Source organism: Synechococcus sp. H55.2, assembly GCF_047462495.1.
Classification (GTDB): Bacteria; Cyanobacteriota; Cyanobacteriia; order Thermostichales; family Thermostichaceae; genus Thermostichus.
This window is the reverse complement of record NZ_JANSJH010000075.1, coordinates 1-1,603: the sequence shown is the minus strand read 5'-3', so window position 1 is coordinate 1,603 and position 1,603 is coordinate 1. Positions and strand designations below refer to the sequence as shown.

The following is a 1,603-nucleotide window of genomic DNA, read 5'->3' as shown; positions in this document are numbered from 1 at the left end:
ATGTCTGAAACCTCAACCTTGCGCCAGTCCTTCAACAGCGTGCGCAACAACCCTGTCTCCCTCGGCCTGGAGGTGACCCAGCCGATCTGCGAGGGGATGAACGCCCTTCTGGCCAGCTTCCAAGGGCTGTACTTGCAGTACCAGAAGCATCACTTCGTAGTAGAGGGCACCGAGTTCTACCCGCTACACCAATTGTTCAAGGATCACTACGAGCAGGTGAGGGAACATGTCCACGACCTGGGAGAACGCCTCGAAGGTCTGGGGGGTGTGCCGGTAGCCACCTTCGCCACCTTGGCCCGCCTCTGCTGCTTTACCCCTGAGCCGGATGGCGCTTTTGAGGCGCGGCAAATGTTGCAAAATGACCTGGCGGCAGAGCAGGCCATCATCGATTTGCTGCGGCGCCAAGCCGCCCAAGCGGAAAGCCTAGGGGATCGCGCCACCCGCTACCTCTACGAGCAGATTCTGCTCAAGACGGAAGACCGGGCCTTCCACCTCAACCACTTCCTGGCCAACGACAGCCTAGTGTTTGGCTTGATGGACGGCAGAGCCTAGTCAGGATCTGGGGCAGGTTCGCCGGCCAGGTGGCCTGTCCTTAAACCTGAGGACTTATTTTTGTAAGCATTTGTTGAAAATTCATATCATTACTGCCCGATTGGGTTTAGATTTATTTGCCGAGGTTTTGCTCCTAGCCATGAACCCTGTATCTTTTGAGGGCAGCTATTGTTTGCAGATCCCCTTAGGGGAACGCTGGCGCATTGGGCGGCGGCTGCTGGAGTTGGGGATCCCGGCAGTTTGTACGGGAGATGGCCATTTGCAGGTGCAGGTGGACACGCCTCTGGCCCTGTTGCAGGTGCGCAGCGTGATCCGCCAATACACGGCGCGGCGGCGGGAGTTATTGGACAGCCTAGAGACGTGTTGGCAGCTCAACACCGAGCCTGGGGGACAAGATGAGCAAGTTGGCTAAGCAAAGGATCCCGTTTGAGTCAGAGGGTCGGTTCCTGGGATTTCTTCCCGATAAGGATGGCAAGCTCAAGTACTTGCGCTGGCAGGCCGGAGCGGAAGTGTTTGCCGGCAAGATCCCCAAGCCGCTGCGCTCTGAGCTCTACCGCAGCCTCAAGCCAGGGGATAGGGTGCAGATTGCGGGGGAGCGGGAAGTGAATTTGCTGAAGGGGCGGGAGAAATGGGTGCTCTACCGCGTGGTTCCTGTCCAGGCTTCCCCGGTAGCAGCCATGTTTTCCCCGAAGGCCGCTCCCGGATCGGAGGAAGCGAGGAAAGGGGTCGTCTTGGTCTGTCAGAAGTCCGACTGCTGTCGGCGGGGGGCGATGGCGGTGATACAGGCTCTACAGGCACACTTGGCAGCCTACCCAGAGACCATTCGGGTGCAGGGAGTGGGCTGCATGAAGGACTGCAAACGGGGGCCGAACGTGGTGTTCCTGCCCGACAAGGCTCGCTACAGCGGCGTTTCTCCGCAAGGGATCCCGGCTTTGTTGGAGCGGCATTTTCCGATTGCTTCGTTGCAGGTACAGCAGGTTGAGACGGCGGCTTCCTCCTGACGCTCATGCTGATCCCCCCACGGGCGAGCGGATTTCCCTTGACTTTTCGC

General features: G+C 59.1%; 3 protein-coding genes. All 3 read left to right on the top strand.

From position 1 onward, the window contains the following. The coding region (locus NW844_RS09430) for a Dps family protein (RefSeq protein WP_414335135.1) at positions 1-552 on the top strand (552 nt) is incomplete at its 5' end. Between the two features lie 139 nt (positions 553-691). Next, positions 692-964, top strand: a complete 273-nt coding sequence (locus NW844_RS09425; RefSeq protein ID WP_414335134.1) for an Asr1405/Asl0597 family protein — start codon at positions 692-694, stop codon at positions 962-964. After that, positions 948-1,553, top strand: a complete 606-nt coding sequence (locus tag NW844_RS09420) for a (2Fe-2S) ferredoxin domain-containing protein (protein ID WP_414335133.1) — start codon at positions 948-950, stop codon at positions 1,551-1,553. Before NW844_RS09425 ends, NW844_RS09420 begins: the two co-directional genes overlap by 17 nt. The last annotated feature ends 50 nt before the right edge of the window (positions 1,554-1,603 follow it).